We start from the raw sequence: 24,727 nt of genomic DNA, 5'->3' as shown, positions 1-24,727 counted from the left end.
ATCAGGATGATGCTCGTCTCATTCCGATACCCACGGAGGGGACGAGGAAATCTGACGGAATCGCGAACTTTTGTTCGTTATATTTGTCACAGGGACATTCGAAGGGTTCGCAAGCAGGCGATTCATCACCCACTTTCGCCCGGCCATGCCCCGAGACGCTTAGAGGTGGGCGAATTCTCGCTTAATTATGTAAAAAAACGATGACAATTGTCATCGTTTCGTTAAACGGCCGGTTCTTGGCCTTTTAATTTTTTTAATTCATCGAGCAAAATGTCCGATTCGTTGAATGGAATCGACTCTTGTCCGACTCGTTCGACATGGTCATGACCTTTTCCGACGACGACGATCCGTTTCCCGACGAGCGCTTGTTGCGCTGCATGGCGCAAAGCATCTCGCCGTTCCTCGAACGTCACGTAATGCGTGTTCGAATCAACACCTTCGAGCAATCCATCGATGATGTGCCTCGGGTCTTCCGTCCGCACGTCATGTACCGTCACGATTAAATCGTCTGAATAGCGGCTCGCGATTCGACCCATCTCTGCCCGCTTCGTCGGATCTCGGTCTCCGGCCGCGCTCAAGACGACCACGAGCTCTCGCTCACCTTGCTGAAACGTCGACAAACATTTTTCGAGTCCGTCCGGCGTATGGGCATAGTCGATATAAATCTCGCCATCTTCCGTATCAAGTCGCTCGAGACGACCTTTTGGAAGCGTGAGTCCTGGCACGTTGGCGATGATGGAGCGCAACATCAGTTCCGACGTCGAGACGAGACCGATGGCCGCAGCCAGGTTGGCGGCGTTGAATGCGCCCATGAAGCGGACCGGCGCCTCAATCGTCAGTGCGTTCATTTTGACGACTACCGTTTGGTCATGCCAAATGACTTGGATATCGGCCGGTACGTCCGCATGCGTGCTATACATGATACGTCGACGGGTCGGGGCAAAGGCGGCCATCGTTTTACTGGCCGGGTCTTCGGCGTTCAAAATAATGGCGTCCCCGTCTGTCGTTTCGACTTGTTCGAATAATCGGGCTTTGGCCCGGGCGTACTCGTCCATTGAGCGATGGTAATCCAAGTGGTCATGCGTCAAGTTCGTGAACGCCGCCGCGTGAAATCGGACGCCTTCGACACGTCCTTCCATCATTGCATGCGAGGAGACTTCGACGACACAGTCGGTCACGCCGGCATCCGCCATCTCGGCCAAAATACGATGTAAGACGACGGCTTCCGGCGTCGTATTTGGTGTTTTTAATGTTTGATCTTTATAACGTGCTCCAATCGTACTGACAATCCCGACCGGCCGTCCGGACAGACGAAATAGATCATATGTCAATGTCGCGGTCGTCGTTTTGCCATTCGTACCGGTGACACCGTAAATACGCATCCGATGTGAGGGGTGGTCATAAAAGGCACTGGCCACCACGCCGGCTGTCCGCTTCGTGTCCGCGACGACAAGGTTCGGCACCTCAAGATCAAGCGGGTATTCCGAGATGACAGCAACCGCTCCTTTGGAGACGGCGTCCTCAGCGAATTCATGTCCGTCCACCGTATAACCGCGGATACAGATAAATAAATTCCCTGGACTGACCTTTCTGGAATCTGTCTCAATTCCGGTCACCCATGGATCGCGTTCGATGTCATCCATCTCATTTTCTAGAATGGCGGATAAACGTTTCGTCCTCATGCTGTGTACTTCCTTTCTCATGGGTGTCGCTAGGTTCGCAAACCTTATCGTCATGGTACTAGATATTAGGCTGTAATGGAGATGACAAATATATTACTTCCCTTTTTACGTGCAATGCAATCGCCCAACCAAAAAATTCCTAGTCCAGGACGGGACTAGGAATGTGTTTCGCTGTCGGTGAACCGAAGTCCTTGCTCATGAAGCGCGGTTTCCAAGATTCGCAGCACACTTGGCCCGACCCCATGTAAGGCCGCAATCTCTTGCTTCGTATACGTGGCCAACTGTTCGAGCGTATCGATATAGGCGGCCTTGAGCGCCCGTTCGGCCGGCGCCGAACATTTCGGAAGTGGTGTCATCCAATTCCCTCCTCTCGTCCTGAATCTCGTTCGATCGTCGGGAGACAGGCGAGGACACGTTCCATACAAAATGTCCGACGGGCCTTCTTGCGTATATCCCACGCGACAAGTCGATCGCCTTGCAGCTTCATCAGTTTGACGCGTCGCTTTGAAATGACCCCGTTCCGATCGATATACACCATTTCCACGACTTGTCCGTTCCGCATCCAACGCATGACCTCTTGCCTCATCTGATCTCCCTCCTTTGTTACCTTTATTATATCGAACATTTGTTCGTAATTCCAGTCTAGAGGTGTGCGTTCGAGCGATTTGCCGTATGCTAGAAGAAATGAATCTTTTGCGAAAGGGGTACGCCCGTTATGACATATGTCATGTTGGCCGTTTTGGCCATCGTCCTATTCATCTCCATGATTTATGCCGCCAAAGCCTTGCCAAATTTGCGAAATGTCTTATTCAACCGCGGCAGCCTGTTCGGCCAAGACACCGAGACCGTCACGTGTCCGAACTGTAAGAAAACGTTCAAACGGTCCGGTGGGAACACCCAGACATGCCCTCACTGTTATACGTCGTTTTAACTACAAAACAGCCAACATTCCGCTCATCAGCGGAACATTGGCTGTTTTTGAATGTGCTCGAATCGGAAAGTAACCGTTTACGTTCACCCTATAAGTGAAATAAGAAGGTTACGTCATTTGCCCGCAACCCAACCACGAGAGAGTCTCATTCTGAAGGAGTCCACCATGTCATTCATATCCGATCACGATTTATACGCACGCATGTTAAACCGCGACACTTCTGCGCTCGAACTGCTGTACGACCGTTATGAGCGCATCCTATATTCACTCGCCCTCCGCTTGACGATGCGAGCCGACTTGGCCGAGGCCGTCCTCTCCGAAGTGTTCACCGAGCTTTGGAAACGTCGTCTGCCGCTCGATTTGACGACCCATCGGCTGAAAACTCATTTGTTCGAACGTGTGGAGACCGCAGCGCTACGTCTAGTCGCGAGCGCTTAAACCCGTCTGCTCTACCGCTCGATGCAACACTTCTAGAATCCCATCCGCATACATGCCCTCGGTGACACGACCATGTTCTCGTTTGGCTTCTTCCGTCCCGTTGCCAAGTACATAGCCGTTGCCGACATACCCCAACATTCCTAAATCGTTCCCACTATCACCGAACGCGTAGACGTGCTCGGTTTGAAACGTATATCGGTCGCACACGTAGTCGACTGCAGCGACTTTCCCCGCCCCTCGTGGAATGAAATCAATATCGTAGGCGCCGTCTGGGTCTCCGGCGAGCGGATTGCAACGACTGACGTTGACGGCGATCTCGAAGTCATCGGCACTCGAACGAATGTGCTCGAGCTCCTGTGCGCTCTCGCCGAAGTAATAATAATTGTGCATCCAGCCGCTTGTGCCAAGATTCGTCTGTGGTTCAATCGTGAGTGTCCGCCCTAGCCTGTCGACGACTTGGGTAACGCGGTCTGAAAAATCATCGGGAAACCGTGACGAATAACCGGGATCGAGCTCCAGTTGCCCGGACGCCGTCACTTGATACAGCTCTGTCCCGAGACTCGCCGCGATTCGATGTGGGAAGTAACGCATCTCGGCCCGCTTCACTTTCTCCATAATCGTCTCGAGCGAACTCCCCGTCACCCACATCGTCGATAAGCGATGCGAGTACATATCGAGAAAATCTTCGAGTTGGCGCAATCGTATTAACTGGTCAACAGAGCAAGCATGCGGGAAGTACGTCTCGTCGAAATCAAAACAGATGAGCGTCCGACCTTCCTTTGTAAATCGTTTCATGGTCATCCTCCTTGTGTCGCCATACCCCTTCTCGTATAGTAAAAGGAGAAAGGACGTGCAACATGAAAAATCGTTTAAGCCGCTACTACTGTCAGTATAGCGGAATCGTGATCGGGTTCGGACTTGTCTTCGCCTTTTTGTTCGGCATACGGACATATTCATTTTGGCAACAATGGCTCTCGAACGGACCCGCACTTCTCGTCACGCTCCTCACGGCGACGTTCATTAGTTTTATGACGTACCGACTGCTCAGCGCCTTGAATTTGAAACTCTTCCGCCGCCTCGGCGACGCGACGTCGACATGCTCCCGTTAAATACGGGACTACATAACGACCGTTCACAAAATAGTCACCTCAAATAGGCATCCATTTCACGGTTTCATCCGTTAGATCAATACAAGGGATTCCCTTATGGATAAAGGAGACAGCCATGACTGATATTGAATTGTACGAGCGCGTCAGGCAAAAAGACAAACAAGCGCTCGAGGCACTTTATGATCGCTACGAACGAATCCTGTATGCCTTTGTCATGCAGTTGACGAAAGACCGCGACCTCGCCGAAGAAGCGATGCAGGAAGTATTCATCAAGCTGTGGCGCGGCGGCGGCGTATATGATGACTCAAAAGGAAAATTCAAATCGTGGCTGTTCACGATGAGCCGTCATGTCACGATCGACTTGATTCGCAAACGAAAACCCGACCTGCAACTAGACGAGTCTTACGCTGAAGCCATCCCGTCCCCGGCCCCGTCCGTCGAGACCGAGGTCGAATGGCAAGAAGAGCGAACGCAAATCGAGACGGCGATGGCCGAGCTTCCGGTCGAGCAACAACAAGTCGTCCGTCTCATGTATTTCCAAGGGCTCAGCCAACAAAAGATCGCCGATGCGTGTGGCATCCCGCTCGGCACCGTAAAAGGAAGGATTCGATTAGCGTTGAAACAGTTACGAAGGCATCTATCCCATGATTTGATCGATAAGGAGGTGGAACGATGAACGCTTGTGACCAATTGATTGATTATTTCAACCAGCATTTGACGGAAGACGAACGCATCCGGTTTGAAGCGCATCTCGCGACATGTCAAACGTGTCAAGAAGAGCTCGAACAACTCGAGGCCCTCGTCGGCGGCGTCGCGTTCCTCTCTGAACCGGCTGAACCACCGAGCGGGATGAAGGCACGCATCCTCGACAACGTGTTCGCTGAAGACGATACGGATACGGATACGGAGACAGAGTCGAAACAAGACGAACCGACCCCGGTCACACCGTTCACGGCCACGAAGAAGAACCAGAAGACGCCATGGGGAGCGCTCGCTCTCGCAGCCGCACTCATGCTCTCCTTGATCGGGAACGGCTACCTGCTATTGAACCAAGATGACCCGAGCGGCATCGCCTTGACCGAGACCGTCCCGCTCGAAGGCGAATCGGAAGGCGTGGCTTACCTCGCCGAACAGGACGGCCAGCGCCAGCTCATCGTCCAGACGAACGGACTCGATGCGCTCGAAGCGAACGAAGTGTATCAAGTTTGGTTGTTAAAAGACGGCTCGCCGATTCCGACCGGGGCGTTCGTTACGGACGACAAAGGGAACGGGACCGTCATCTATACGCTCGATTCGACCGAATCAGAGATGGACTGGGATACCGTTGCTGTCACGAAAGAACCCGAACGGGGCAATACGGCGCCCGAAGGCGACATCGTGCTCATTGCCAGCCTATAAGCAAGGACCGAATGACCTGACGCACTATGCGCACGTGTCATTCGGTCTTTTTTTCGTTATGATGAAAGCAAAGGAGTGGTACATATGCGTCAGCCTAAAATTGGTGTCGTCGGTCTCGGCGGCATCGCTCAGAAAGCCTACTTACCGATTTTGACGAACAGCACATCGTTCGAACTGATCGGTGCCTATTCTCCGACCGTCGCCAAGCGCGACGCGATTTGTCGGGCCCATCGGATGGAGTCGTTTGCGGGACTTCCCGAACTCGCGGCGTCCATCGATGCGGCGTTCGTCCACAGTTCGACCGAGACGCATTACGAGATCGTCTCGTATCTACTCGCGAACGGCGTCGATGTGTATGTCGACAAACCGCTCGCCGCGACGATCGAGCAGGCGGAACGTCTCGTCGAGCTGGCCGAACGGACGAACCGGAAGCTTATGGTCGGTTTCAATCGCCGGTTCGCCCCGATGTATCAGCAAGTGAAAGAAGCAGCCCCATTCCACACGCTCGACTTCGTCAAGCATCGCGGGGACGGATTGCGCGGCCACGACTATCAGTTCACGTTGCTCGACGATTATTTGCATGTCGTCGACACGCTCCGGTACTTCGCCGGAAGCGAGTTGCGCTTAGTGACGGGCCAAATCGCGACGACCGAGGCGAACGGTCTCCACTTCGCGCGCCATATCTGGCAAGACGAATACGGACTGCACACGACATCGATGCACCGCAAGGCCGGGACCAATCACGAAGGGCTGAGTGCCATCCGGGACGGACTTCGCGTGACGGTCGATGAGATGGTGACGCTTCAACGGTTCGAGCACGGCGCCCATTCAACGAAGACGTTCGGGTCATGGGACACGCTCCTGACCCAACGAGGCTTCCAAGGGGCGATCGACCACTTTATCTCGGCAGTAACCGAGGATACGGCCATCATGACGGACGGTCGTGAGGCGCTCCTCACACAACAGCTGGTGACGGATTTGTTCGGCTCACACTGAAAGGAGGCGTATCAAATGGATTTCTTTTTCTACATCATGGTCATCGTCGTCGTGTCCATCGCCGCAGACACGTTCAACAAGACACGGAAGGCGCGTTTAGAAGAACTTCGACTCAAAATCGAGCAAGAGAAACTCGCGATTCAGCGGCTCGAACTCGAGATGAAGCGCGACGAAGACAAACTCGATCATCACGGATTTTAAAAAGACGATCGGCCCAGAGCGGGTCGGTCGTCTTTGGTTATAAGATATGGCGCTCCTCAGCTTGACGTGTCTCGCGGACACGCTTTTGCCGTCGTTCGGTGAGTGTCGACCAGGTGACGGCCGTGATGATGCAGGCGGCACCGATGAAGAAGTTGCGGTCGAGCCGTTCGTCGAGGACGAGCCAGCCGAGGTAACCCCCGACGAGCGGTTGGAAGAAGAAAAACAGCGACCCGACGCTCGCATCCATGAGTTCGATCCCTTTGTTCCAAAAGAAGAACGCCCCGGCCGTCGAAATGATGCCAACGTATAACACACTGAGCCACAACACCGTGGTCATATCCGGCAAACCGGATGCGGCCACTTCCATTCCCATGAGCGGCGTCATCAATACGAAGGCGATGCCGATGGCGAACGTCGTGATCGTTAACGACGACATCGTCTCGGAAGCGATTTTCACATAGATGGACATGAGCGCCCACGTGATGGCGGCACCGACCAAGACGAGGCTACCGATGAAATACGTGCCTTCGACGTGCCAGCCGACGACGATGATGACCCCGAGCGTCGCCAACAGAAGTGACCCGATTTTGACAGGTGTGAGCCGCTCTTTCAAGATCAACCGGGCGAAGATCACCATGAACGCCGGCGTCGCCGCCGTCACAAGCGATCCCGTATGGGCGTCGGATAGTTTCGTGCCAATGAACTGAAACGAAATCGAGGCAACGTATCCGATGACGCCGACGAGCGCGATCCACTTCCAGGCGCTCCTGGTAATCTGCTCGCGTCCGAATGCCCACCACATTATAAACAGAACGACAAAGGCGACGGCGTAGCGCATCCAGACGAGCGTGAACGGTTCGATATAGCCGAGCGCATACTTACTGACGACGTACATCCCGCCCCAAATGCTGGCGGCGAGCGTTAAACTGATAGCACCGAGCCATTCCTTGCGCATAGCGTCTCTCCTTTCTGATGCCTAAACAATACGACACCGTTTCCTGAAATTCCTGTCTCTCTAGTTGTCGAACTGACCGAAATCGCTTACAATAACTCTAATGATGATTGAAAGGAGGGAGAAAGGTGAACTTTGTCGGACGTACGCATTGGTCAACAGAACATTTGTACATTTTGCGTGCGATTTTTCACGATGTCGCGTAACCACAGGACCCGTCTGTCCTTTTTTAGACATTGCTGAAATACGACAAAGCGCCTCTCTTTCTTGCCGAGCGCTTCTTTGCGCTCGGTTTTTTTGATAGGCCTCTACTTTAGGAGGAACCATCTATGTTAATCGAATTACAACATATTCAAAAACAATTCGGCGGCCACGCCGTCTTAATCGATGCCAATCTTCAGGTAAACGCAGGCGAGCGAATCGGGCTCGTCGGACGGAACGGGAGCGGCAAGACGACACTCCTACACCTCATCGTCGGCGCCGATTCGCCCGACGAAGGGACGATCTATCGAAAACAACGGCTGACGATTGGCTATTTGGCCCAGATTCCTGCCCATCCCGGTAAATCAGGGCGAGACGTACTCTATACCGCGTTCGCCGAGTTGACGAGACTCGGTGACGAGATGCGACGACTCGAGGAACAGATGATCTCAAGTGACGACATCGACTCACTCCTCGAGACGTACGGCGCCCTGCAGATGCGCTATGAGAACGGCGGCGGCTATGCCATCGATTCGAAAGTGAATGCGATGATCGATGGATTACGGCTCACAAGTTTCGTCGACCGCCCATTCGACACACTCAGCGGCGGAGAACGGACCAAAGTCGGGCTCGCCTTGGCGTTGCTCCAAGAGCCGGAACTGCTCATCCTCGACGAACCGACGAACCATCTCGATTTAGAAGCGATGACTTGGCTCGAGTCATTCCTGCGTGACAGTCCGTCCACGCTTCTCCTCGTCTCACACGACCGCGTGTTTCTCGACGCCGTCGCCACACGCATCGTCGAATGTGAGGACGGGGAGTTGGGTAGTTTTGATGGCAACTACAGCGCGTTCGTCGCCCAAAAAGAAAAGAAGTTGCTCGATCAATTCCATGCCTATACGGAGCAACAAAAGAAAATCAAGAAGATGAAGGAAACGATTCGACAGCTAAGACAGTGGGCGAACGAAGGCAATCCACCGAACGAGAAGTTTTATCGGCGCGCCAAATCGATGGAGAAAGCGCTCGCCCGCATCGAGACGATCAAAAAGCCACGACTCGAGGCCGTTCAACCGGACATTCAGTTCACGGCTCAGGGGCGGACCGGACGCGAGGTGTTCGAGGCGACCGACGTGACGGTCACTTACGACCGGACCGTCTTCGAACACGTCTCGTTCTACGCCGGTCATGGCGAACGCATCGCCATCGTCGGCCCAAATGGGAGCGGCAAGTCGACCCTGTTGAAAGTATTGCTCGGTCACCTCGAACCGGCGACAGGCGAGGTGCGACGAGCGGAACGGGCCCAAATCGGCTACTTGTCCCAACACATCGACTTTGATGACTCCCATCGGCTCATCGAGGCGTTCCGTGACCGCATCGCTGTCGATGAAGGGAAGGCCCGTCAATTGCTGGCCCAATTCCTCTTCTATGGCGCGAGCGTCTTCAAACCGGTCAAAGATTTGAGCGGCGGTGAGAAGATGCGGCTCATGCTCGCCATCCTCATGCACGAGGACATCAACGTGCTCGTGTTAGACGAACCGACGAACCATCTCGACATCGAAGCGCGTGAGGCACTCGAAGACGCACTCGACCGTTTTACCGGCACGCTCGTCGCCGTCTCACACGACCGCTACTTCTTGAACAAGCTGTTCCCGATCACGTATTGGCTTGATGGGACAGCGACACATTTCCCGGGAAACGTGTCGTATGCGCTCGAGAAACGGCAACATGAAATGACCACAGAGGTCGCCGTTCCTAAACCGAAACTCGTAAAACCGAAGCAAGAAACGACTCACGACACCTCAGTTGATGAAGCTCGCCTGACCGATCTCGAAGCAGCACATCAAGCACTCCTGCACCAGATGAATGAGACGAACGATTTAGAAGAATTAATGACGTTGCAGCAACAAGCCGATGCGCTCCAAGCAGACATCGACACATTGTTGAATCAGTTGCTCGAATCGATTTAATCAAAAACGACGCCCTTAGCGGCGTCGTTTTTGTTCGAACCAAGCTTGGACGAGAAAGCCCGTCACGCCAAGCGCCATCAAAAAATAGGGCACGATACGTGGGACAGCACCCGTTTCCCCCATCATCATGAGAATCAATCCGCTCACGAACGTCCCGAGCCAATATATTTTCGGCATGTCGTCACTCCTCTACAATTTTTTCTTGTAATTTGTCAGAATTTTTCGTAAAATATTTTGAAATTCTTATTTACAGATATGGAAAGGAGACGCGCTCATGCCAAAACGAAACTGGGAGACGATTCTCCGATTCACCCTCGTCGTCACCATCACGGCCGCTACGTTCCTCTACGTCCGCTACTCGACCGAAATTAAAGAACGCGAGCGGGCTTTGGAGCAGTATCTTGCGACTCATTATAACATTTCGGCGGAAACCTATTCGATTGACGGTACCCTTTCCTTAAGCGGCTACGTCTATGATTTGACGTTCGAAGACGAACCTGACGCCGCTTACACGTTTCAGGTCGAACAGGCCGCAGACGGCCATCGTGTGAAGTTTGAACGAGCAGATGGCAAACAACCGGACCGGGTCGCCACGTTCGCCCCATAAGAAAAAGCGCCACGTCTGTGGCGCTTAACGGTGAGCGTTTCTAGTAGAGCGGACTTTCACCCGACCGAGAAAGTTCCCGGCCGACCGTCCCATGCAATCAATCGATACGTGCTAGAAAATGGACGCGGTTCAGAACGCGATTTCGGAGCGTTCGTTCGTCTGAACATCAATCTGGCCCTGCACAGAGACATTGCCTCCAAAACGGCCATGACTGCGTTTCGACGTAATAAGGTTGAAATCCATCATGAACCTCATCATGCCCACCTGTTTTGAAACACCGAGCTTCCTAGACGTTTTGCCTCCCACATATCCTTTTTGTCTGCCCCTCACCTCTCGCTCGAGGTCAGGTGGACGACAGTTTGAATCAGGAGATCACCTAGTCCGCTGGTCTTTCAACCAACTTGTCTCTCGTTTCACCGAGCCGGCCTCAGTCAAACAACGATTGAATCTTCGTTTCATCCGTTGCCCCCTTTCAGCTCAACACGTTGAATGAGGACTACACTAATACATTAACCGTTTTACGTGACATCGAATCCCTGTTCACCATTTCTTCAAAATTTAGTCGTCGATATAATGGTCGAGCGCATAGGCGACGCCATCGTCCTCAACATCCTTCGTGATATGGGTGCTGATGTCTTTCAACGGATCGACGGCGTTCCCCATCGCAATCCTCGTTTCCGCCACTTCGAACATCGAGATGTCGTTCAAATTGTCCCCGATGGCCACAATATCCGCTTGTGGAATGCCGTGATGCTCTGCCAACTGCGTCAAGGCCATCCCTTTGCTCGCATTCGGATGACCGATCTCGATTTTTGTCCAGCCTGCCGTCGTGATCAAAATGTCGGTCCGGGGCTCATACAGTTTCCGGAGCTCGTGCAGTTTGCGCCGATCGAACGAATAGACAAAGACTTTGTACACTTCGTCGGCCTCAAAATCGATGTCCTCGATCGCATCAACATATGTCAGCCCGAACTGTTCGTTTTGAATTTCAATCTCTCGCTCGCCCCATTCCCGTGAGAACGATTGGTCGTGTGGCAACACCTCATCCAACTCGCCCTTCAGTAAATCGGTACCCGAACGGAGTACTTTCACCCCGGCATTCGTATAAAATTCGACGTACGCTCCGTGCTCATGGGCCACATCCCACAACTCCTGTACGACGTCTTTCGGGAGCGCGTGGTAATAAATGCGCTCATTCTCATAGAAAGCGATCGCCCCGTTCCCGGACAAGATTGGACAAGTCAATCTGCTCCGTCGCAGCAACTCTTCGATATCGTGAATCGATCGGCCCGAAGAGATGGCGACCAAATCTCCCTCGGCTTGGCGACGCCGGATTGCGTCTTGGTTCGTTTCTGTGATGACACCAGTTCGAGACAATAACGTCCCGTCTAAATCGATGGCAATCAATTTCATGTTCCAATCTCCTTTCAAACACGTCTCATCATTCCATTCCCCGAATTCATCCATCTCAACGCAAAGAAGACACCATTCTGGCATATAGGCGTTTTCCTTTCACGCAAATAGGGAAATATTTATTAGTCCTAAATAATAATTTGTGCGTTTGGAAAGGAGTCCTCATGAACACTTCACCTGAAAAGCCACGCTTGAATCGCGTGTTCTACATTTCGGCGAGTCTCATCGCTCTCCTCGTCCTGTTTGGTGCGATTCGTCCGACGTTGTTCGCGACGATTGCCGGGAACATCTTCAACTTCACGACCCGTTCGTTCGGTTGGTTTTACTTACTCGCCGTCTTCTTATTCGTCGTCTTTCTCGTCTTCCTCGCGTTCAGTAAATACGGGAAGATTCGGCTCGGGACGGACCAGGACCGTCCGCAATACCCGTTCTTTACTTGGATCGGGATGCTGTTCTCCGCTGGTTTCGGGGTCGGACTCGTCTTTTGGGGCGTTGCCGAACCGATGAGCCATTTCATCACCCCTCCGTATGCGGATACGACCGAGCTGACCGTCGAAGGAGCTCGATTGGCCATGGCATATTCCTTCTTCCATTGGGGCGTCAGCCAATGGTCCGTCTTCGCCATCGTCGGCTTGATTATCGCGTATTTCCAGTTCCGCCGAAATGCGGACGGCCTTATTTCGACGAGTCTGTCTCCGCTCATTAAAGACCGGGCTTATAAACAGCCGCTCAATCAAACGATTGATATTTTAGCCGTCATCGCGACCGTCATGGGTGTCGCCACGTCACTCGGTCTCGGCGTGCTCCAAATCAACGGTGGTTTGAACAGTGTCTTCGGGTTGCCGAACACGGCGCTCGTGCAAGTGTTGATTATCGTTGTTTTGACCGTCTTGTTTTTGACTTCGACGACGACCGGTCTCGACCGTGGCATCAAATGGCTCAGTAATATCAACCTCGGGACCGCGCTCGTATTGATGGTATTCGTGTTCTTTGCCGGCCCGACCATCTTTATTTTAGAGACGTTCACGCTTGGGTTAGGGGATTACTTACAGAACTTTATCCGCTACAGTCTTCGTTTGCAGCCATACCAGCAAGGGACGTGGGTGCGTGATTGGACCATCTTCTACTGGGCATGGGCCATCGCTTGGTCGCCGTTCGTCGGTGCATTCGTCGCCCGCGTCTCACGCGGCCGAACGATTCGTGAGTTTATCGTCGGGGTGCTCATCGTGCCACCGTTCATCGCGCTCTTGTGGATTGCCGTGTTCGGCGGAACGGCCCTTCACCTCGACTTATTCGAAGGAACATCGATTGCGCAAGCGGTCGATGCCGATGTGACGAGTGCCTTGTTCGTCACGTTCGCCGAACTTCCGTTCAGCTTTGTTTTATCCGTCTTGTCGATTCTGTTGATTCTTACTTTCTTGATCACGTCAGCCGATTCGGCGACATACATCATCAGCAGTATGACGACGAATGGTAGTTTGAATCCACCGCTCACTGTCCGAATCGTTTGGGGCATTTTGCTCGGCGGAATCGCCGCCGTTCTATTGATCGCGAGCGGACTCGAGGGATTGCAGACCGCTTCACTCATCTCCGCCCTCCCGTTCACCGTCATCTTGATTTTGATGGTGTACACGCTGTTCAGTCTATTACGCAAAGAAAATGTCCGTAAAATCAAATAGGAATTGGGGTCGCCTCAAGGCGGCCTTTTCTTTTGAGGATGCGTCCCTTCATATTGACACGTGCAAAGGCGATTGCTACGCTTTTGTCAGCATGACACGCAAGTCAAAGGGGGAAATGATATGGCTCAAGATTTCACACGGGCGTACGCGGAAACACGCGACGCCAGCGACTCGCTCGCACCATACCGGGGAGAATTTTATTTGCCGCAAGACGGCATTTATATGGACGGTAACTCGCTCGGCCTGTTATCGAAACGGGCCGAACGGACGTTACTCGAATCACTGAGCGATTGGAAAGAGCTCGGAATTGATGGCTGGATGTCGGGACGCCACCCATGGTTCAACTTATCGGAACAATTGGCCGCACTCAACGCCCCGCTCGTCGGAGCCAGAGCCGAAGAAGTGATGGTCACCGGGTCGACGACGGTCAACTTGCACCAACTCGTCGCCTCATTTTTTAAACCGGAAGGCAAGCGGACGAAGATTTTAGCCGACACACTCACCTTCCCATCTGATATTTACGCTTTGAAGAGTCAACTCGAGCTCCGCGGACTCGACCCGAGCGAACATTTGGTCCAAGTCTCGAGCCCGGACGGACGCTACTTGAAGGAAGAAGACATCATCGCAGCGATGACAGACGACATCGCCTTGATCGTCTTGCCGACCGTCCTCTATCGCAGCGGACAAATCCTCGATATGGCCCGTCTCGCCAAGGCGGCGCATGAACGGGATATCTTGATCGGCTTGGACGCCTGCCATTCGGTCGGCGCCATCCCACACGCATTCCACGACTGGGGTGTCGACTTTGCCTACTGGTGCAACTATAAACATTTGAATGGCGGACCTGGCAGCGTCGGCGGTCTATTCGTTCACGAGCGTCACTTTGGGACAACGCCTGGCCTGGCCGGTTGGTTCGGTTCACGCAAAGATAAACAGTTCGACATGGATCATACGATGACGCCGGCCGATGACGCCGGTGCGTTCCAAATCGGGACGCCGCACGTTTTGAGCCTGGCCCCGCAACTTGGTGCCCTCGAGATGTTCAACGAAATCGGGATGGACGCCATCCGCGAGAAATCGCTCGCCTTGACGACGTATATGACCGCACTGATTGACGAAGTGCTCGCACCATACGGCTTCGTTATCGGCAGTCCGCGCAACGAGATACAGCGTGGTGCCCATTTGAGTCTCGAACACCCTGAGGCGGCCCGCATTTGTAAAGCGCTCAAACAGCATCGCGTCATCCCGGACTTCCGGGCCCCGAACATCATCCGACTCGCACCGGTCGCGCTCTACAACACGTTCACCGATGTGTATGATGTCGTGATGACGTTACAGACAATTATGGAAAACAAAGAATACGAGGCGTTCGAGAACGTCCGCGAAGTCGTGGCCTAAGGAGAAACAATATGAGTGAACGGATTGAACACAAAGTCGAGCAATCGATTCAGACAGACTTTTCGAAAGACATGTCTTACGGTGACTATTTGCAACTCGACCCGATTTTATCGAGTCAACACCGCTTATCGGACCATCATGACGAGATGTTGTTCATCATCATCCATCAGACGAGTGAGCTCTGGATGAAATTGATTTTGCATGAACTGACGGCAGCCGTGACCGCCATCGAGACGGGAGAGCTCGAGCGTTCGTTCAAGATGCTCGCCCGTGTCTCGAAAATTCAACAACAGCTCATCCAGTCGTGGAGCGTCCTCGCGACGTTGACTCCGGCCGAGTATTTGGAGTTCCGCGACAAACTCGGTTCGTCTTCTGGATTTCAATCGTACCAGAACCGCCAAATCGAGTTCGCCCTCGGCTTTAAAAACGCACGCACGCTTAGCGTCTACGCCCATGACGAGAAACTGTATCCGCTTCTCGAGTCGTCGCTTCAGGCACCGAGCATCTATGACATGACCGTTCGCGAAATGCACCGCCGTGGCCTTGCCATCGATGACGCCGTGCTCAACCGGGACGTCACGAAAGACTGGGAATGGAACGAGAGCGTCGAAGCGGCTTGGGCCGATGTGTACCGGGACGTGGACAAGTATTGGGACTTGTATGAGCTCGGTGAGAAACTGCTCGATATCGGCAGCCAACAGCAGATGTGGCGCTTCAACCATATGAGCACCGTCGAACGGATTATCGGTCAAAAGATGGGGACGGGTGGATCGTCAGGCGTCAATTACTTGCGCCGCGTCCTCGACCACCGTTTCTTCCCTGAACTTTGGACCGTCCGGACAAAACTGTGAGGAGGACGAACACGATGACATGGATTGATGTTTCGCAACCGCTTGAAGACACGATCACGACATGGCCGGGCGACACGGCATTCTGTTACGAGATCGCTTGGCCGATGGCCGCCAGCGGTTCGGTCAATGTCGGGAAAGTGACGATGAGCCTGCATACCGGGACGCATATCGATGCCCCGTTCCATTTCGACGACGCCGGACAGCGCGTCATCGACCTTGATCCCGGGCTCTATATCGGTCCGGCCCGAGTCATTCATCTCCCTGCCCGCGAACGGATCGAAGCGACGGACTTGGACGGCTTTGACTTGACCGGCGTCGAACGATTGATTTTAAAGACGGACGGCTGGCCGAACAAGCAGGAGTTCCCGAGCCACATCCCTGAACTCACGCCGTCACTTGCTGATCGTCTCGGCGAACTTGGGATTTACTTGATCGGTCTCGATTTGCCGTCGGTCGACGCAATCGACAGTAAAGAGATGGCGGCGCATCATGCACTCGCCCGGAACGGGGTCCACATTCTCGAAGGTCTCGTCCTCGACCATATCGCCCCTGGTGATTACGAATTGAACGCCGTGCCGCTCCCGATTGTCAAAGGAGACGGCAGTCCGGTGCGCGCGCTCTTGCGTTCGCTCGATTGAACAAACACCCCTTCGCTCGAAGGGGTGTTTTCAGTCTTCCTGCATGACCTCACTCGAACTTTTACGATGGTCGAACCGTTTCGAGATTTGCACTTTGTAAGCCATGTTCGCCTCGTAGTCTGTCGAGAACACACCAGCGTACAACAGGTCGAGCAGGCAATGAATCGAATCGTTCGTCGTGAAGCTCCCGATTTTCGAATAGAGGCGCTCACGGGTCGTCAAACGGAGCGTACAATCCGCCTGGTTCGAGATGGCATTCTCCCCTAGACTCGTCAAGGCGAGCACCGGCACACGTTGTTTTTTTAAGTAAGGAATAAGTCCGACCGTATAATCACTTTCTCCCGTATAGGAGATCAGGAGCGCACATGTCGTTTCGTCCGAGTTGGCCGCCTCGAATTCGGCATCGAATTCACAGAGGCTGACTTGTTTGCCGATCCGGTTCATCTTTGACTTGAAGTCGTGACAAAGCAACAAATTATGGATGACAGAAAAGACCTTGATATGGCGCGCTTCACTCAACATCATTACGGCCTGCTCGTATGCCTCATGATCGAGCAACGACAGCGTGTCCTCGATCGTCATCTGTTTGAGGGCCGCCAGCTTGTTCGCCACAACCATCAAGTTATCCTTAGCCGAGAATGGCTCATTGGCATCGATATCCGAGAAGTGACGATTCAAATACTCGATTTCCTCCAAAAACTGTTCCTTCAACTCGAGCCAACCCGCAAACTCCAGTTTCGTGGCGATGCGACTTAACATCGATGGGTGCGTATACGTCGCCTCGGCGATTTGTTTCATCGTCTTGTCGTGGATCCGCTCCCGCTCGACGAACAAATAGTCGATGACGGCCCGTTCTGATTTAGAGAACAGGTCTTGCTTCATTTTCTCGGTCAATAGCATGTCCGGTCTCCTCTCGTGAATTGAATTCACAAAAATAAATGTCTATATGTTTCTTTTTGTAAACGCTTTCGGAGTTATCTTCAAATCTATTGTGTTCATTTTTCTATATTTTATACTGAATGAGAAATGAGAAGATACATTCAGCGCTGATATTCATTTACACATCTGAGACTATTTTGTGAACATATGAGGAGGAGATTGGAATGACAACGGGAATCAAGCTCGTCACCATCGGGGGCGGCAGCAGCTACACACCAGAATTGATGGAAGGGTTCATCAAGCGTTACGAAGAGTTACCGATTCGTGAGATTTGGCTCGTCGATATCGAGGCCGGGAAAGACAAACTCGACATCGTCGGACAGATGGCGCAACGGATGTGGGACGCTTCTCCGTATGACGTCAAAGTACATTTGACGCTCGACCGTCGAGAAGCGTTACAAGACGCCGACTTTGTCACGACACAGTTCCGTGTCGGTTTGCTCGACGCCCGCATCAAAGACGAACGGATTCCGCTCTCGTACGGTATGGTCGGCCAAGAGACGAACGGGGCCGGCGGTATCTTGAAGGCGTTCCGTACCATTCCTGTCATCCTCGATATCGTCGAAGACATGAAACAGCTCTGTCCGGACGCCTGGCTCGTCAACTTCACGAACCCGAGCGGAATGGTGACCGACGCGGTCATCCGTTACGGCAAATGGGACAAAGTTATCGGACTGTGCAACGTGCCGGTCAATGCGATGATGGCTGAACCTGAGCTGATCGGCAAGAAGCCAGAGGACTTGATCTATTCGTTCGCCGGGTTGAACCATTTCCACTGGCACCGCGTCCACGACGTGAGCGGACAAGACGTGACACGTGACATCATCGACAAGATGTACGACGGCGATTCGGGGATTCCCGCCAACATTCACGACATGCCGTTCTTCCAAGAACAACTGCAACAGATGAACATGATCCCTTGCGGCTATCACCGGTATTACTATCGTGCCGAGGAAATGCTCGCCCACATGCTCGAGGAATATCGGGACCCGGCCGTCGGCACGCGGGCCGAGCAAGTGAAGCAGACGGAAGCGGAGCTATTCGAGCTGTACAAAGACCCGAACCTCGACCATAAACCGGAGCAACTGTCTAAACGCGGCGGTGCTCACTATTCGGACGCGGCGTGTGAGACGATCGCCTCGATTTACGCCAATAAGAATACACACATCGTCGTCTCGACAAAGAACAACGGGGCCGTCCCTGACCTCGCTCCAGACGATGTCGTCGAAGTGTCCGCCTATATCGGCGCGACCGGTGCGAAACCAATCGCGTTCGGCGCGCTCGCCCCGGCTGAAAAAGGATGGCTCCAAGTTATGAAGAACATGGAGCTGTGCGTCGAAGAAGCGGCCGTGACCGGTGACTACGGGCTCGCCCTTCAAGCGTTCATCATCAATCCGCTTATCCCGAGCGGCGAGACTGCGAAACGGGTGCTCGATGAACTGCTCATCGCCCATAAAGATTACTTGCCTCAGTTCGCCGATAAAATCGCCGAACTCGAAGCGAGCGGCGTCACAATCAAAGACGAAGTCGTTCAAGCGCTCCGCCCGATTCAACAAGCATAAAAACAGCCGACGCACCTCGAATGCGTCGGCTGTACTCATTATTTGATCAATTCGAGGTCGACCGGGATGTTCTCTTCCACTGTCTCCCCTTTTAAGTAGTTCACAGCAGCTTCGACACCGAGCTTTCCGATTTCGGTCGGTTTTTGCGCGACCGTCGCAGCCATCGTTCCTTCTTCGACCGCCTTGACCGCATCGTCCGTCGCATCGAATCCGATGACTTTCACGTCTTTCAATCCAGCACTGCTTAACGCCTGCACCGCACCGAGTGCCATTTCATCGTTGTGCGCGAACACAGCAACGATGTCTTTGTTGTCTTGAAGGATGTTTTCCATGACCGTCAACCCTTGGGCCCGGTCAAAGTTTGCTGATTGCTTGGCAACAACGTCAAGTTTCCCATCAATCGCTTCGTTGAACCCTTGACCACGGTCACGTGTCGCTGACGCTCCAGGAATTCCTTCGAGCTCGACGACTTTTCCACCTTCGCCGACAAGTTCAATCATGTATTCGCCCGCAAGTTTCCCACCAGCGACGTTATCTGATGCCACGTGTGCGACCACGTCGCCTGACTCGGCATTCCGGTCGACTGTGATGACCGGGATTCCGGCATCGTTCGCACTTTGAACGGCCGCGCCGACTGCTTCTGAATCCGTTGGGTTGATGAGAATCAAGTCCATCCCTTTTTGAATCATGTCTTCGACGTCACTCACTTGTTTGGCCGCATCGTTTTGCGCATCGGCGACTGTAAGTGTCGCATCGAGTTCAGTTGCTTGCTCTTCCGCACCGTCTTTCAACGCGACGAAGAACGGGTTGTTTAGTGTGGAAATCGAGAGCCCGATTTTGAAGTCCCCGTCTTTTGTCTCTTGCTCCGAACTTGTCCCCGGTTGTTCCGTCGAACAAGCCGCCATGACGACCATTGTCAATACGAGTAGCCAAGCTGTCCATTTTTTCATCTTCCGTTTCCCCTTTCGATGTTTACGCGTTTTGTTTTCGATCGAGCAATACCGCGAACAAAATCACGGCCCCTTTGACGACGAGTTGGAAAAATGACGAGACACCAAGAAGGTTCAAGCCGTTGTTCAACGTTCCGATAATGAGCGCCCCGATGAGCGTCCCGACAATCCAGCCACGTCCTCCGGCAAGACTCGTTCCCCCGAGAACGACGGCCGCGATGGCGTCGAGTTCATACGACGTGCCCGCGGTCGGTTGGGCCGAGTTGAGACGCGACGTCAAGATGATTCCTGCGAGCGCTGCCAGCATACCTGACAACGAATAAATCATGACTTTGACTTTATTGACCCCGATGCCCATCAGTTTGGCGGCTTCCTCGTTACCGCCAATCGCGTACGTGTGACGACCGAACGTCGTCTTTTTCAAAATGAAATAGAGGACGCCGAACGCAATCAACATCGTCACGGCTGGCACTGGGATGATCCAGAAGTAACCGCGTCCGAGCATCTCGAACCATGTCGAGTCGCCTAGACCGGTAATCGGCCGACCATCCGTATAGACGAGCGTCAACCCCCGGTAAATCGTCATCGTCGCGAGCGTCGCGATGAACGGCGCGACTTTTCCGTACGTGATGACGGCACCGTTGAATGCACCGAGCACAGCTCCGGCAATTAATCCGAGTGCGATCGCCATGACCGCATGTTGCCCGTCGACCATCATGCCCGCAACGAAAGCTGACGAGAGCGCCAGAATCGAACCGACCGACAAGTCGATGCCGCCTGTTAAAATGACGAACGTCATCCCGAACGCGATCAACGCATTGATTGAGACTTGGCGTAATACGTTAAAGATGTTGTTCAATGAGAGAAAACCTGGCTCGAGCGCCGTCACCACAACGATGATGGCGAGCAGACCGAACAACGGCCCAAGTTTTTGCCCCCAACCGAGCTTTTGCGGTCGCCCTAATGCAGTCGCTGCTTTCAATTCCATATCATTGTCCTCCTGTCGCATATGTCATGACTTTTTCTTGCGTCGCCTCGTCTTTCGTTAACGTCCCCGTGACGACGCCTTCTCGCATGACGACAATCCGATCACTCATCCCGAGCACTTCGGGTAAATCGGATGAGACCATGATGATGGCGACACCCGATTCGGCCAGCTCACTCATGATCGTATAGATCTCTTTCTTCGCCCCGACATCAACGCCCCGTGTCGGCTCGTCAAGAATGAGCACGTCGGGCTCGGCGCCGAGCCATTTCCCAAGGACGACTTTTTGTTGGTTCCCGCCCGAGAGCGACTTCACTTTTTGTTCCATCGAATGGTGCTTGACGCGCAGTTTTTTCAAATAACCGTCCGCGAACTGCTCCTCTGCTTGGCGTGAGATGATTGTTCCTTTCGCCCGTTTATCGAGCGTCGGCAACGACAGGTTTTCGCGCAATGAGAAATCGAGGAGCAATCCCTCGCCTTTCCGGTCTTCCGTCAAGAAGGCGATGCCGTGTCGAATGGCATCGACCGGCTGTTTGATTCGGATTTCGGTGCCCTTCAATTTGACGACTCCGCCCTTGGCCCGGTCGGCCCCGAACAAGGCGCGCATCACTTCGGTGCGTCCGGCTCCCATGAGTCCCGAGAAACCGACGATTTCACCGGCCCGAACATCGAACGAGACATTGTGGAACCGGTTACCTATCAATCCATCGACTTCAAGGACGACGTCTCCGATGGTCGCGTTGCGATCCGGATAACGTTCGCCAATCTCACGTCCGACCATCTCTTTCACGATTTCTTCAAACGACGTCTCGGCGATGCGGTGTGTCCCGATTGATACGCCGTCGCGGAGGACGGTGATGCGGTCGCATAGTTCAAAAATCTCTTCCATCCGGTGCGAGATATAAATGATGGATACGCCTTGGTCACGCAGCGCCCGCGAAACCGAAAATAGCGCCCGAATCTCTCGGTCGGTCAAGGCGGCGGTCGGTTCGTCCATGACGATGACTTTCGCATCCGTCATGAGCGCCTTCGCGATCTCGATCATCTGTTGTTGTCCGACAGATAATTGTTTGGCAAGCTGGTCGACTTCCATGAACACGTTCAGTTCCGCTAAGTACTCGCGTGCCCGTCGCTTCATCTCTTGCTGCTTGATGACACCGAATGGACCGGTCAACTCTCGACCGAGGAACAAGTTTTCCATCACGGTTAGTTCCGGTAGTATGTTCAGCTCTTGATGGATGAACGCGATACCCGCTCGCTCGGCTTCTTTCGGATGTTTAAATTGCCGGACGGCACCATCGATGACGACTTCACCTTCATCGAGCGGATGAAGCCCGGTCATGACCTTCATGAGTGTCGATTTACCGGCCCCGTTCTCTCCCATCAATGCATGGATTTCGCCGGGCAACAATTCGAAGTCGACGCCCTTCAATACACTGACCGGACCGAACGACTTATGGATGCGCTTCAACTGGATGTGCATCGAACCCCTCCTTAAAAGATGACGCCGGCATGTAAAATGACGTTCGCATACGGAGTCGCTTCGCCTGTCCGAATAACGACTTTCGCTTGTGCGACCTCACGCTTGAACGCCTCGTGCGAGCACGTCTTCACCGTGTCAAATCGATCGGTCAACGCTTTGGCGATCGGTTCGTTCTCCGTGAACACCTCATCGGCTACGGTGATCTGTTCGATGACCATGTCCGCCTCGACGGCATCCAATACATCGAGGAACGACGGTTCACCGAGACGAAGCGCCAAATCGACTCGCGCCACGCCGTTTGGAATCGGTAGTCCACAGTCCGCGATGACAACCGTGTCCGTATGCCCAAGGTCCGCAAAGATTTTCGTCAAATGGCTATTCAATATCCCATGTTTCTTCATCGCACTCGCTCCAATCGTTTCATGACGTCATCTCGGTTCGGCATGCCGCCTTGGGCCCCGAATCCTTCCACGCTCAATCCTGAAGCGACGACGGCGAAGCGTACCGCTTCACGTAACTCGCTCCCTTCCATCAGGGCGGCTGCGAGGGCGCCGTTGAACGTATCCCCTGCCCCCGTCGTATCGACGACGTCTGCTTGAATGGCTGGAACGTGCTGAATCGTCTCGCCATCAAAGAAGCGGACACCGTTGACCCCTTCGGTCACAATCAGTTTGTTCGGATAGCGACGCAATACGTCTTCAAGCGAGACATCGCCGAACAAGTCACGGCACTCATGCTCGTTCGGTGTCACGTATGTCACGTTCTCAAGCAAGGTCTCCGTGAGCGTTTGTGACGGCGCTGGGTTCAGTAGAACCGGGATGTTGCGGGATCGACAGTACGCACTCACTTGTTCCACTGTCGCGATCGGGATTTCGAGCTGGAGCAAGACGAACGTTTCTTCATCGAGCAATTGTTCGAGCTCTGTTTCTGTAAAACGCACGTGTTTGTTTGCCGACTGGACGACGACGATTGAGTTATCCCCTTCGGCGAGCACGATGTGCGCCGTCCCGGTCACTTCATTGTCGATGGTTCGTAAGTGAGATGTCCCGACTCCGTTTAGGTCAAAGTTTTGTCGGATGCGTTGGCCGAACTCATCGGACCCGATACAACCGACCATCTCGACTCGTCCTCCGAGTCGGGCGGCAGCCACCGCTTGGTTGGCCCCTTTTCCGCCGGGTACCGTTTGGAACGTCTGTCCGATGACGGTCTCTCCTGCCTGTGGACGTTTATCTGTCGTGACAACTAAATCCATCGATACACTCCCGATGACCACAATTCGGCTCATGTGTCATGCCCCTTTCGTTTCGTCGTCTGTCGTTCCGTCAACGTGACGGGTAACAAGATTTCTTTTGTCATCGTCTCTTTCTTTTCAATCAAATCAAGGAGTCGCTCGGTCGCACGGCGACCCATCTCATAAATCGGTTGCGCGATCGTCGTGAGCGGCGGCGATGTCATCTCACCGAGCTCGATTCCATCGTAGCCGATGATTTGCAAGTCTTCCGGCACACGCACGTTTCGACGCAATGCTTCCTGCAACACGGCGGCGGCAATGACGTCATTGGCGGCGAACACCCCATCGAACGGCCAATGTTCGTCAAACAGCATCTGTGCCGCCGTGAGCGCTTCTTTGAACGCGAAGCTAGAATACGTCATCCCGACGAGCCGGTCGCCCGCGACATCAAGAAAGCCGTCGGTCCGCCGTTTCACCGTTTGAAGATTCTCTGGACCCCCGATATGGGCCAGCCTCGTCGCACCACAGCTCAACAGCGTCTCCGCCGCCAGGCGACCGCCTTCATACCCATCCGAAATGACGGCATCGATCCCGGATTTGACGATGCGGTCGAGTGCGACCATTGGCAGTTCTAATTTTTCATAATTCGGATTGTCCGAATGGTTCGTCGTGATGATCAGTCCGTCGACATGCATCGTCTGGAGCGCGACCAAATATGTCTGTTCTTTCGCCAGTTGTTCGTCTGTGTTGCACAGGACGACTTGATAGCCATGTTGATTCGCCACATCTTCGATCGCTCGGGCCAGCTGTGGGAAGAACGGGTTCGTGATATCCGGCATAATCAATCCGATCAAACCCGATGTTTTTGTGAATAAAGAACGAGCGACTCGGTTCGGCGCGTAGTCGAGTTCGGCGATGGCACGTTCGACGGCTTCCCGCGCCTCTGCGCTCACATAACCGTTGTTGTTCATGACACGGGACACGGTCGCGACAGAAACGTTCGCCCGTTTGGCCACTTGTTTGATTGTCGCCATCTCGGCCCCTCCTTTTTTGGTAACGCTTACAAAACCATCATAATGTGTAACCGGTTACATATCAAGTGTTAATTTTCCGGCA

Annotated in this window: 28 protein-coding genes; 14 read left to right on the top strand and 14 right to left on the bottom strand. The window is 53.5% G+C overall.

Features of this window, described 5'->3' with window-relative positions; translation table 11 throughout:
• Nucleotides 1-221 precede the first annotated feature (221 nt).
• From KNP60_RS00635 to KNP60_RS00625, 3 genes are all read right to left on the bottom strand, one after another.
• Nucleotides 222-1,682 (bottom strand): UDP-N-acetylmuramoyl-L-alanyl-D-glutamate--2,6-diaminopimelate ligase, encoded by a 1,461-nt coding sequence (locus tag KNP60_RS00635; RefSeq protein ID WP_214796554.1) that lies wholly within the window; start codon nucleotides 1,680-1,682, stop codon nucleotides 222-224.
• 155 nt (nucleotides 1,683-1,837) lie between these two features.
• Nucleotides 1,838-2,038, bottom strand: a complete 201-nt coding sequence (locus tag KNP60_RS00630) for a helix-hairpin-helix domain-containing protein (RefSeq protein WP_214796553.1) — start codon at nucleotides 2,036-2,038, stop codon at nucleotides 1,838-1,840.
• Nucleotides 2,035-2,268: a hypothetical protein gene (locus tag KNP60_RS00625; RefSeq protein ID WP_029594535.1), complete on the bottom strand. Its 234-nt coding sequence runs from the start codon at nucleotides 2,266-2,268 to the stop codon at nucleotides 2,035-2,037. Before KNP60_RS00625 ends, KNP60_RS00630 begins: the two co-directional genes overlap by 4 nt.
• A gap of 129 nt (nucleotides 2,269-2,397) precedes the next feature.
• Here KNP60_RS00625 and KNP60_RS00620 point away from each other — a divergent pair, with 129 nt between their 5' ends.
• Nucleotides 2,398-2,613, top strand: coding sequence for a hypothetical protein (locus KNP60_RS00620; RefSeq protein ID WP_235420224.1), 216 nt, complete (start codon nucleotides 2,398-2,400; stop codon nucleotides 2,611-2,613).
• Between the two features lie 165 nt (nucleotides 2,614-2,778).
• On the top strand, nucleotides 2,779-3,051 hold the full coding sequence (locus tag KNP60_RS00615; RefSeq protein WP_214796552.1) for an RNA polymerase sigma factor: 273 nt from the start codon (nucleotides 2,779-2,781) through the stop codon (nucleotides 3,049-3,051).
• Here the strand turns inward: KNP60_RS00615 and KNP60_RS00610 are convergent.
• A complete protein-coding gene (locus tag KNP60_RS00610; protein WP_214796551.1) occupies nucleotides 3,034-3,846 on the bottom strand; it encodes an HAD-IIB family hydrolase in 813 nt (270 codons plus the stop codon). The two genes, KNP60_RS00615 and KNP60_RS00610, sit on opposite strands and share 18 nt — an antisense overlap.
• A gap of 62 nt (nucleotides 3,847-3,908) precedes the next feature.
• On the opposite strand from KNP60_RS00610, the gene KNP60_RS00605 reads away from it, so the two are divergent.
• The 5 genes from KNP60_RS00605 (at nucleotide 3,909) to KNP60_RS00585 (ending at nucleotide 6,755) form a co-directional block, all read left to right on the top strand.
• A complete protein-coding gene (locus KNP60_RS00605; RefSeq protein ID WP_214711245.1) occupies nucleotides 3,909-4,160 on the top strand; it encodes a hypothetical protein in 252 nt (83 codons plus the stop codon).
• A 115-nt stretch (nucleotides 4,161-4,275) separates the two neighbouring features.
• Complete coding sequence (locus KNP60_RS00600; protein ID WP_214796550.1) at nucleotides 4,276-4,836, top strand: RNA polymerase sigma factor; 561 nt, start codon at nucleotides 4,276-4,278, stop codon at nucleotides 4,834-4,836.
• Nucleotides 4,833-5,558 carry an anti-sigma factor gene (locus tag KNP60_RS00595; RefSeq protein ID WP_214796549.1) on the top strand — a complete coding sequence of 242 codons (726 nt, stop codon included), beginning with the start codon at nucleotides 4,833-4,835 and terminating at the stop codon, nucleotides 5,556-5,558. The genes KNP60_RS00600 and KNP60_RS00595 overlap by 4 nt, the downstream gene beginning before the upstream one ends.
• An 84-nt stretch (nucleotides 5,559-5,642) precedes the next feature.
• Nucleotides 5,643-6,554, top strand: coding sequence for a Gfo/Idh/MocA family protein (locus tag KNP60_RS00590; RefSeq protein ID WP_214796547.1), 912 nt, complete (start codon nucleotides 5,643-5,645; stop codon nucleotides 6,552-6,554).
• 15 nt (nucleotides 6,555-6,569) lie between these two features.
• Nucleotides 6,570-6,755 (top strand): hypothetical protein, encoded by a 186-nt coding sequence (locus KNP60_RS00585; RefSeq protein ID WP_021065953.1) that lies wholly within the window; start codon nucleotides 6,570-6,572, stop codon nucleotides 6,753-6,755.
• A 37-nt stretch (nucleotides 6,756-6,792) separates the two neighbouring features.
• On the opposite strand, the gene KNP60_RS00580 is transcribed toward KNP60_RS00585, so the two are convergent.
• Nucleotides 6,793-7,710, bottom strand: coding sequence for a DMT family transporter (locus KNP60_RS00580; protein WP_214796545.1), 918 nt, complete (start codon nucleotides 7,708-7,710; stop codon nucleotides 6,793-6,795).
• A 326-nt stretch (nucleotides 7,711-8,036) separates the two neighbouring features.
• Here KNP60_RS00580 and abc-f point away from each other — a divergent pair, with 326 nt between their 5' ends.
• Complete coding sequence (gene abc-f, locus KNP60_RS00575) at nucleotides 8,037-9,875, top strand: ribosomal protection-like ABC-F family protein (protein ID WP_214796543.1); 1,839 nt, start codon at nucleotides 8,037-8,039, stop codon at nucleotides 9,873-9,875.
• A gap of 15 nt (nucleotides 9,876-9,890) precedes the next feature.
• Here the strand turns inward: abc-f and KNP60_RS00570 are convergent, their stop codons facing one another.
• Entirely contained in the window at nucleotides 9,891-10,052 is a 162-nt protein-coding gene (locus KNP60_RS00570) for a hypothetical protein (protein ID WP_034779568.1), read from the bottom strand.
• Nucleotides 10,053-10,149: 97 nt separating this feature from the next.
• Here KNP60_RS00570 and KNP60_RS00565 point away from each other — a divergent pair, with 97 nt between their 5' ends.
• On the top strand, nucleotides 10,150-10,482 hold the full coding sequence (locus KNP60_RS00565; RefSeq protein ID WP_214796541.1) for a hypothetical protein: 333 nt from the start codon (nucleotides 10,150-10,152) through the stop codon (nucleotides 10,480-10,482).
• Between the two features lie 558 nt (nucleotides 10,483-11,040).
• Here the strand turns inward: KNP60_RS00565 and KNP60_RS00560 are convergent.
• Entirely contained in the window at nucleotides 11,041-11,895 is an 855-nt protein-coding gene (locus KNP60_RS00560; RefSeq protein WP_138858645.1) for an HAD family hydrolase, read from the bottom strand.
• Between the two features lie 164 nt (nucleotides 11,896-12,059).
• Between KNP60_RS00560 and KNP60_RS00555 the strand changes: the two genes are divergently transcribed.
• The 4 genes from KNP60_RS00555 to kynB all read left to right on the top strand — a co-directional run bounded on the left by KNP60_RS00555 (nucleotide 12,060) and on the right by kynB (nucleotide 16,461).
• On the top strand, nucleotides 12,060-13,574 hold the full coding sequence (locus KNP60_RS00555) for a BCCT family transporter (protein WP_034779574.1): 1,515 nt from the start codon (nucleotides 12,060-12,062) through the stop codon (nucleotides 13,572-13,574).
• A gap of 120 nt (nucleotides 13,575-13,694) precedes the next feature.
• Nucleotides 13,695-14,972, top strand: coding sequence for a kynureninase (gene kynU, locus KNP60_RS00550; RefSeq protein WP_138858643.1), 1,278 nt, complete (start codon nucleotides 13,695-13,697; stop codon nucleotides 14,970-14,972).
• 11 nt (nucleotides 14,973-14,983) lie between these two features.
• The gene (kynA, locus tag KNP60_RS00545) at nucleotides 14,984-15,823 is read left to right on the top strand and encodes a tryptophan 2,3-dioxygenase (protein WP_214753495.1); all 840 of its coding nucleotides are present in this window, start codon (nucleotides 14,984-14,986) and stop codon (nucleotides 15,821-15,823) included.
• A gap of 14 nt (nucleotides 15,824-15,837) precedes the next feature.
• Entirely contained in the window at nucleotides 15,838-16,461 is a 624-nt protein-coding gene (gene kynB, locus KNP60_RS00540) for an arylformamidase (protein ID WP_214796539.1), read from the top strand.
• A 30-nt stretch (nucleotides 16,462-16,491) separates the two neighbouring features.
• Here kynB and KNP60_RS00535 read toward each other — a convergent pair whose 3' ends face one another.
• The gene (locus tag KNP60_RS00535) at nucleotides 16,492-17,361 is read right to left on the bottom strand and encodes a MurR/RpiR family transcriptional regulator (protein WP_214796537.1); all 870 of its coding nucleotides are present in this window, start codon (nucleotides 17,359-17,361) and stop codon (nucleotides 16,492-16,494) included.
• Nucleotides 17,362-17,564: 203 nt separating this feature from the next.
• On the opposite strand from KNP60_RS00535, the gene KNP60_RS00530 reads away from it, so the two are divergent.
• A complete protein-coding gene (locus KNP60_RS00530; protein ID WP_034779585.1) occupies nucleotides 17,565-18,962 on the top strand; it encodes a 6-phospho-beta-glucosidase in 1,398 nt (465 codons plus the stop codon).
• Between the two features lie 38 nt (nucleotides 18,963-19,000).
• On the opposite strand, the gene rbsB is transcribed toward KNP60_RS00530, so the two are convergent.
• The 6 genes from rbsB to KNP60_RS00500 are packed head-to-tail and all read right to left on the bottom strand — an operon-like array spanning nucleotide 19,001 to nucleotide 24,645.
• Nucleotides 19,001-19,912 carry a ribose ABC transporter substrate-binding protein RbsB gene (rbsB, locus tag KNP60_RS00525; RefSeq protein WP_214796535.1) on the bottom strand — a complete coding sequence of 304 codons (912 nt, stop codon included), beginning with the start codon at nucleotides 19,910-19,912 and terminating at the stop codon, nucleotides 19,001-19,003.
• 22 nt (nucleotides 19,913-19,934) lie between these two features.
• A complete protein-coding gene (locus KNP60_RS00520; protein WP_214796533.1) occupies nucleotides 19,935-20,900 on the bottom strand; it encodes an ABC transporter permease subunit in 966 nt (321 codons plus the stop codon).
• Between the two features lies 1 nt (nucleotide 20,901).
• Nucleotides 20,902-22,380: a sugar ABC transporter ATP-binding protein gene (locus KNP60_RS00515; RefSeq protein ID WP_214753483.1), complete on the bottom strand. Its 1,479-nt coding sequence runs from the start codon at nucleotides 22,378-22,380 to the stop codon at nucleotides 20,902-20,904.
• A gap of 11 nt (nucleotides 22,381-22,391) precedes the next feature.
• Nucleotides 22,392-22,781, bottom strand: coding sequence for a D-ribose pyranase (gene rbsD / locus KNP60_RS00510; protein ID WP_214796531.1), 390 nt, complete (start codon nucleotides 22,779-22,781; stop codon nucleotides 22,392-22,394).
• On the bottom strand, nucleotides 22,778-23,665 hold the full coding sequence (gene rbsK, locus KNP60_RS00505) for a ribokinase (RefSeq protein WP_214796529.1): 888 nt from the start codon (nucleotides 23,663-23,665) through the stop codon (nucleotides 22,778-22,780). The genes rbsD and rbsK overlap by 4 nt, the downstream gene beginning before the upstream one ends.
• On the bottom strand, nucleotides 23,662-24,645 hold the full coding sequence (locus KNP60_RS00500) for a LacI family DNA-binding transcriptional regulator (RefSeq protein ID WP_214796527.1): 984 nt from the start codon (nucleotides 24,643-24,645) through the stop codon (nucleotides 23,662-23,664). Before KNP60_RS00500 ends, rbsK begins: the two co-directional genes overlap by 4 nt.
• Nucleotides 24,646-24,727: the final 82 nt, after the last annotated feature.

This window comes from Exiguobacterium sp. s5 (assembly GCF_018618075.1).
In the GTDB taxonomy this organism is placed as follows: domain Bacteria; phylum Bacillota; class Bacilli; order Exiguobacteriales; family Exiguobacteriaceae; genus Exiguobacterium; species Exiguobacterium mexicanum_A.
This window is presented reverse-complemented; position numbering and strand designations above follow the sequence as displayed.